This window comes from Moraxella equi (genome assembly GCF_002027555.1).
Taxonomy (GTDB): domain Bacteria; phylum Pseudomonadota; class Gammaproteobacteria; order Pseudomonadales; family Moraxellaceae; genus Moraxella; species Moraxella equi.
In genome coordinates, this window is the sequence record NZ_MXAP01000183.1 from 1 (window position 1) to 7325 (window position 7325).

General features: G+C 38.8%; 6 protein-coding genes and 1 pseudogene. All 7 read right to left on the reverse strand.

What is annotated here, in order from left to right; all coding sequences use genetic code 11:
* Positions 1-181 (reverse strand): hypothetical protein (locus B5J93_RS13005; protein WP_143823562.1); only part of this gene is annotated, 181 nt, incomplete at its 3' end.
* Between the two features lie 130 nt (positions 182-311).
* A pseudogene (gene fghA / locus B5J93_RS13010) lies at positions 312-1139 on the reverse strand (S-formylglutathione hydrolase).
* A gap of 84 nt (positions 1140-1223) precedes the next feature.
* Positions 1224-2351, reverse strand: a complete 1128-nt coding sequence (locus tag B5J93_RS14120; RefSeq protein WP_079326750.1) for an MBL fold metallo-hydrolase — start codon at positions 2349-2351, stop codon at positions 1224-1226.
* Positions 2352-2489: 138 nt separating this feature from the next.
* A complete protein-coding gene (qatD, locus tag B5J93_RS13020; protein ID WP_079326751.1) occupies positions 2490-3221 on the reverse strand; it encodes a Qat anti-phage system TatD family nuclease QatD in 732 nt (243 codons plus the stop codon).
* Positions 3218-4534 (reverse strand): Qat anti-phage system QueC-like protein QatC, encoded by a 1317-nt coding sequence (gene qatC, locus B5J93_RS13025; RefSeq protein ID WP_079326754.1) that lies wholly within the window; start codon positions 4532-4534, stop codon positions 3218-3220. Before qatC ends, qatD begins: the two co-directional genes overlap by 4 nt.
* A complete protein-coding gene (locus B5J93_RS13030) occupies positions 4531-5274 on the reverse strand; it encodes a hypothetical protein (protein ID WP_079326752.1) in 744 nt (247 codons plus the stop codon). Before B5J93_RS13030 ends, qatC begins: the two co-directional genes overlap by 4 nt.
* Positions 5275-5277: 3 nt before the next feature.
* Positions 5278-7044: a KAP family P-loop NTPase fold protein gene (locus tag B5J93_RS13035; RefSeq protein ID WP_079326753.1), complete on the reverse strand. Its 1767-nt coding sequence runs from the start codon at positions 7042-7044 to the stop codon at positions 5278-5280.
* Positions 7045-7325: the final 281 nt, after the last annotated feature.

Consider the following 7325-nt stretch of genomic DNA (forward strand, 5'->3'; position numbering starts at 1 on the left):
TTGGGTTCGGTTGGTATAAGAGAAAATTTAAGCCGTCTTGGGTGCGGATATGAGTGATGACGGATTTGGATTGAACTGCCGTTTTTACAGGCTGTGTTACCGTTTTGGCGTGGGCGATACCACTGGCAAAAGGTAAGGTTAGAACTAATGCCAAGGTAAGGGCTTTGATTGATGATTTCATAATAACCGCTCTAAATTGAGAAGTAGGGTTATTATAAAATTTTAAAATTGATAAAAGAATAATGATTTTTGGAAAAGATGTTTTTAAATTTGGAAAATAAAAACACCGCCCATTTGGACGGTATTTGGGTTTATTTTAAAAATTTGGCGTGAAATTCAATATGTTTACCAATAAACGTGGCGATAAAATAATAAGAGTGGTCATAGCCATTTTGCAGATGATACCCATAATTTACGCCCAATTTATCCGCCATTTGGCAAAACAGTTCAGGTTTTAATTGCTCGCTCAAAAATTGGTCTGTGTCGCCCTGTTCGATCAAAATTGGCAAATTTTTGGCAATGATATTGGTGTGATATTTTTCCAATAATGCCACGCTGTCATAATCTTGCCATGTATTTTTATCATCGCCCAAATACGCACCGAACGCCTTTTGCCCCCCACGGCACTTGGCTTGGGACGACAATGGGTGAAAATGCCGACACACTTTGATAAACATCAGAATTTTTAAAGGCAATCATCAATGCCCCGTGTCCGCCCATTGAATGCCCAAAAATGGATTGTTTGCCATTTGTGGGGAAATTTTTGTGAATCAAATCAGGCAACTCTTTGACAATATAGTCATACATTTGATAATGCTTTGCCCAAGGGGATTGAGTCGCATTAACATAAATCCCGCCCCTTGCCCCAAATCATAAGCGTCATCGTCCGCCACACGCTCGCTCCGTGGACTGGTGTCGGGGGCAACGACAATAACGTTTTGCTCATCGGCATAACGCTGGAATCCCGATTTGGTAATAAAATTCTGCTCGGTGCAAGTCAAGCCAGACAGCCAATACAGCACAGGCAATTTTTGGGTTTTGGCGGTGTCGGGCAGATAAATGGCGAATTTCATCTCACATTTCAGGCTGTCTGAAAAATGTTGCCAAACTTGTTGTTCGCCATTAAAAATGCGAAAGATTTCTAGGTGCTACATAAGGTTTCTCCAAGATAAAATTTATTTGGGCGTTGTGTTCGCCCCTACATTGGATTGAAAATAATAAAATCACTCTCTTCTTAACGCCTTATCTTCCCACCAATTATCATTCACAAAACCGTCCGCGTATTTCTCGCCCATTTTTGGGACATCAATGGGCAGATTGTTTTCTTTGGCACTTTTTACCGCATTATCAATGGATTGATACCACGGATTACGCCCCAAACTGAACACGCCCCAGTGCATTGGCAAGATTTTTTTGGCGTTTAAATCAAGGGTCGCTTGCACCGATTGATGAGCGAACATATGTGTTTTTGGCCAGCCTGCATTGGCAGCGTCAATCTCCATAAAGGCAAGGTCAAATTCGCCATATTTTTTGCCAATGTCGGAAAAATGCTCGGCATAACCTGTGTCGCCACTCCAATACAGCCGTTTGCTCCCTTCAAAGACAAAAGACGCCCACAGCGTTTTATTGCGGTCATTCGTCCAGCGTGATGAGTAGTGCTGAGTCGGCTCGGCGGTGAGTTTGATCTTGCCAATTTGCGTGCTGTCGCCCCAACCCAGTTCGGTAATTTTGTCGGGCGATACACCCCACGATTGCAATCTTGCCCCCACGCCAAGCGGTACGACAAACCGCCCTGCCTTGTCCGCTAAATGGCGAATGGTCGTGGCTTCCAAATGGTCGTAATGGTCGTGGGTAATCAAGACGACATCAATGGCAGGCAGGTTTTGGCGTGTGATTGGGGCTTCTTGAAAGCGTGGGGCGATGAGCGGTAAATTCAAGGGGTTGGCATTGTCAAACACAGGGTCGGTCAAAAAGCGTACGCCGTCCAGCTCCAAAATGGCAGACGCATGACCGAGCCAATAATAGGCGAAGTTTTCAGGCTGGCCAAAAGTCGCCTGATTTAAATCCATCATAGGCAAACGAGCCTTTGGCGTGTAGCCGTCAAACCGCACAAAACCGCCTTGCCCTGTGGCTTTGTCGGGATAATAGGGCAAATCATCGGTATAAAGGTTCACAAATTGCCCGTTTTTGTAATAAGACAAATGAGCAAAACGGCTCTCATCGGGCAATCCACCCAAATTGCGATAGAGCATCACGCCCAAAATGGCGACAATCAGGGCAAAGATGCTAAGCGTGGCAAGGGTGAATTTAAGCAGGAGTTTTAAAATGGGGTGTTTAACAGTCGGTTTCATCGGTTTGACAAATAAAAATAAACCATTAGGGAATGGGCTGTCCTAATGGTTTGGTTGGAAAATGGGATATTATACAAGATTTTAGATATTAAGGGAAATTGAGAATGGTTATGGGCGGGTATAAGGTGGGGTTATGGGTTATATATGTTGTGAAACTAGGTGAAATAGATTTTGTCTCAACACATTTTCAACTTCTGAAATATCAACCTTCCACATCATTGCCAAAATGGAAACTGTAATATTACTATCCCAAGGATATAAAACTTGTTTTTGAAAAGTACCAAACGGACCATCTGTCTCAATCAGTATCTTTTCCCTTGGAATTGCCTGAACTAGTTCATACCCTTTTTTACTATTCAGCATTGCAGGTCCAATTGAGAAATAGCACCCCATTTCAATCGCTCGTTTTAACTGTTGTTTTGTCCCTGAAAACCAATGAAGAATTGGCAAATTGCCATCCACTTGACTTAATTCATCTAGTACAGCATTTGCACTCATTATAGAATGTATGCTTAATATTTTTCCACCAGCTTTTGCTGAGCTTCTTAAAATATGGCGAAAAACTTTTAATTGAATTTCCCAATATGCCTTAAACTCTTTTCCACCATCTAAACCAATTTCACCTACATAGCGAGTTTGGTTTAATAAGGCATCAAATAATTCCAACTCTCGCCAACGCTCGTGAGCCAATTGTGGATGTAATCCCAAAGCAGTACGAATACGAGAGCAATCTTTTGCCAATAAACTTGTGCCATACCACGCTTTTGGCGTGGTTGTAACAGACAAGACATACAGATTTTCATCTTGACATCGTTTCACAACATATTGTGGATTGGGATATAAATCTAAATGGCAATGCATATCCATCATAATACTTGATTCGCTATTAAAAGTTGCTCTACTTCATTTAAGCCATTCATAAAAACATCAGAAAACTGATTTAATTGTTGAATGGGTAATGAGCCACTTTGTAAAACCCATTGATTCATATTACGATGATTTTTTTGACCAATAGCACCCATTAAAGCAAATAAATCATCCCTTCTATCCTGATGTGTCAGAATTTGCCGAATGTTATTGAACTCATAGTCAGCATCATTGGTAATGTCAGCATAATACAATGACGCTCTACGAATTAGGCAAGGAACACAGACTCCGCATTGTTGGTTTTTGCGTTTCCAATGACTACACGAAACAGTATCGGGGATAATTTGTCGCAATAATGGTAAATTTGCACATTCTGCTATCATTTGTCCTTTAGTTTTAAATTGATAAGGATTTTTTAAAATAAAAGGAATATTGACCGCAGTGAATAATTTTTGTAATTCTTGAATAAAATAAGGGTGCGTGGTACGGGTACTCAAAGTACCTACTCTGCGCGGTGTTAAAGGTGCATTGATTGAAATCACTCCATTTTCAGGCACGAAAATATCAATCGCTTCTTGCACAACTTCCTGTAATGCATAAGCTGATATAACTGCAAATGCCAAGAAATTTAAACTTCTGGTTCGCATTGTGATTTCAGTCGTCCCGCCATTGTTTAAATGTGGCTGTGCAATTGCATTAAATTGAGAAAATTGATTGGCATAACGACTTTGGTTAAATTTTTCAACAATCATTTGTTGGCGTGATTTGTCGCCTTTATAAGAATGACTAACCAATACAGGTGAATAACCCTGCTCCAATAAATCTATTGCTCCAATTGCTGAATCTAAACCACCTGAAAATAAACACACACTGTCTTTATTTCTCAAATCCACCAATTTAGCTCTTCTATTTAATTTATAGGGCTGTGGCGGTAATTGCCCGCCTGCCTGAAAATTAAACTGCCAAATATCTCCACTCAAAAAGTGTAAAATTTGTTCTAAATGGGTTTTGTTTGCTTGCCAAATATCAGGCTGACACAAAGGCAAAGTAATAGAGAAAGAACGATACCAACCATTTGCGGTATCTTTTCGTAAAACAAAGGTGTCTGCCGCCGTTACTGCCATAGCAATGGTTAGAAAATCCATAACTTGACTATTGAGTTCAACACCCAACCTTTCTACACAATCCAAAACCTTATTGCCAATTTGGGCAATTTGTAGATTTTTATCCCCCATTTCATACAACCGAACAGGCATTATACCGTTTGGTAGATTTTTTAATTGTTCAATATCGTGATGAAAAACCAATTGTGTCATAAATAAGTCTCCCATTCTTCCCAAATTTCCAAAATGGCTTGTTTTTGAATTTCTTGCATTTGTTCGGTTGTTAGCTGGCAAACATCATCTGTAAATTTAGGGCGAAGCGTTTCATCTACGATTTCACGGATTAGCTGTTTTAAATCATTTTCCGCTTTAGCAATTTGTATAGGATTATCCCCCTTCTTCCACGCCTTACCAGCATCGTGTGCAATTTGCAGAAAAATACTTTCAGTTAAATAACAAACCATCATTTTACCAATAACTTCAACAGTAATACTATTTTCATCAAAAGTCGTCATTCCTTCTAATGCTTCTGATAACGCCACATTTATCGCAGAACGAATTTTGTCTGAATCTCCGTGATGTCCAGCCAATAATTCGGTAATTTGATTGATAACCGCATCGCAAGGCTGACCATTTAAACTATTTAAATTAACCGAATATTGTTGCTGCCGGTTACCTGAAAAAATACCAAACAAACCAGAACCCGCTTGGGTAATTTTTCCCAGCTTTTGTACGGCTGTATGTTTGCCACCACTGGCTTTTTGAGCGTAATGACCAAGTGCTTTACGCACATCCTCACGCCCACCGCCTTGTACAGCCCTACCTATTGCTTGGCGAAATCCTTTTAATCGTTGCAGTTCTGGTGTTTGTAGCAATGCTTGACCATCATCAACCCAAGCAGGTAACAGAGGGGAACGACCATTTGGTCCTACGCTAGATTGTGAAGTGCCCATTGATTACTCCTGATACCAAGTTTCGCTTTTTAATCTTTTGTTCAACCACGGATAATTAATGTCTTTATTTTTCAATTCAACAATAAAGCGATTTAAAATTTTTGCACCATCTTCTGAATTTTCCGCCAACAAACAAGCTCCCATAAAACCTTTTGGGCTTTTATCCCAAATATCAACTTTTCTTAATTGTTCAATTAAGGTTTCCATAACAGATATTTGTTCATCTGTTGTTAATTGTTGAATGGCATTTTGGTTATTTTGTGAACCTGTTCTTGTTGAGGTTGTAAGTAAAATACTTAAAGCATCTTGGGCTTTTTGAGAAAGCTGAGCGGTATAAGTATTCAATGGTATGGTTTCTCTGGATAAATAAATTGCCGCTCGCAAATCAACATCAGATAATTTGGGCTCTAATTTTGCCCATTCTTTGATAAATTCTTGAATGGGTTTATTTTCAGAGAGCGTTGATAAGCTTTGCTCATTGCTATGTTCTAACTCCTTTAATAGTTTGGGTTTGCCATCTTCTTTATTGATAAGTTGATAAAATTTTGTTACTACATCAGAATCTACACATCGCTCAAAAATCACTAACTTGGTAATAATCGCTTCATTTAATGGCATTTGACGCTTATCTGCGATTTTGGCACGCATTTTAATGGTATTCAAAATGCGTTTCACAATTCTGGGATTGCCGTGAATATTGGGCGAATTTGCCAACAAAGGAGCGATTCTGTTTGCTCGTTCAAAATCTGCCAATAAATTGTGATTCTCTTGTTCATCAATTTCACTAGTTACCTGCTCTGGCTTTAAAGACTGATTTTTCCAAGATTGTTGCAAATGGTTTTCTAAAAATTCGCGTAAATTTGCGAGTTTTTCGGTGGATAATTTTTGATGAATGGCGTATAACATATATAAATATGCACGAATTTCAAGCACACCTGCTTTGGGTACACGAATGGGGATTTGAATCAATTTGTCCAAGTAATCAATTTGATGACGATAAGACAAATCTTTGTAATGCTCTGCAACGGAATGACGAATCATTTCCTCATCAGCCGCAATAATAAAAGCAGTACGATTTAGGAATAAAAACAAACGAATTGCCTCCAATGTTTGAATGGCATTTGCAGGCAAACAACGGTCAAGGTTATCAATTACAATAACCAACTTTTTGCCTAAATCTTGTAATATTTCGCCATATTCTTTTCTGAAAGCATCAATTTGTTGTGGTGGCGTTTGTTTCTCTTCTGGTTTGATAAGATTTTTGCTTGAATCAACTATTTCTTTTCCTGCTTCTACAACTTGTTTGCTTTCTGCTTCATCCTGAATACCATCCAATGAATTCTTTACTGTTTCAACTGTTTTGGGAATTAAGCCAAAAGTTGGCATTCCTGCCGCAAAAGCAACGCCTTCAGCCATTAAACCAAACAAACGCAATCCATCAATTCTTGCAAATAAATTTTTAGATTTTTTCCAAATGGTTTCGTCATCTTTGGCAGCCTGAATCAAATGACTAGCAATCACTTCTAAAAGTGCTGCCCTGGCATCGTCGAATCCTTGATAAAGCCAAGCATCAAATTTAATCACAATCCATTCATCTTGGTTGATTTCTTGTTTAATTAAATTCAATAAAGATGATTTTCCAGCTCCCCAGTTTCCAAAAATACCTATTGAAACTGGTAGCATAGCTTCGGTTTCCAATATTTCAGTAACAATTTGGGACACTTCACCAAAATTGAGATAGTCTTCTTTAGATTCAGTATCTGACCACATTTTGCTTATCATCCTTTTACAAATAGAGAAATATCCATATTCTAGTTTATTTTTACTTTAAATACAAATATTTATTAGGTATTCTTAATCTTGAGATTATTAAAACCTGTTTTTTTTGAGAGACAGTCATAGAAAAACACCGCCTTTCCCAAGACGGTGTTCCCCTTATCCCTAAATTACCCCTTCAAACTCCCCATATCAATCACAAAGCGACATTTCACATCACTCTTTTGCATTCTTTCATAAGCGGTGTTGATGTCTTGCATATACCAACCGAACTT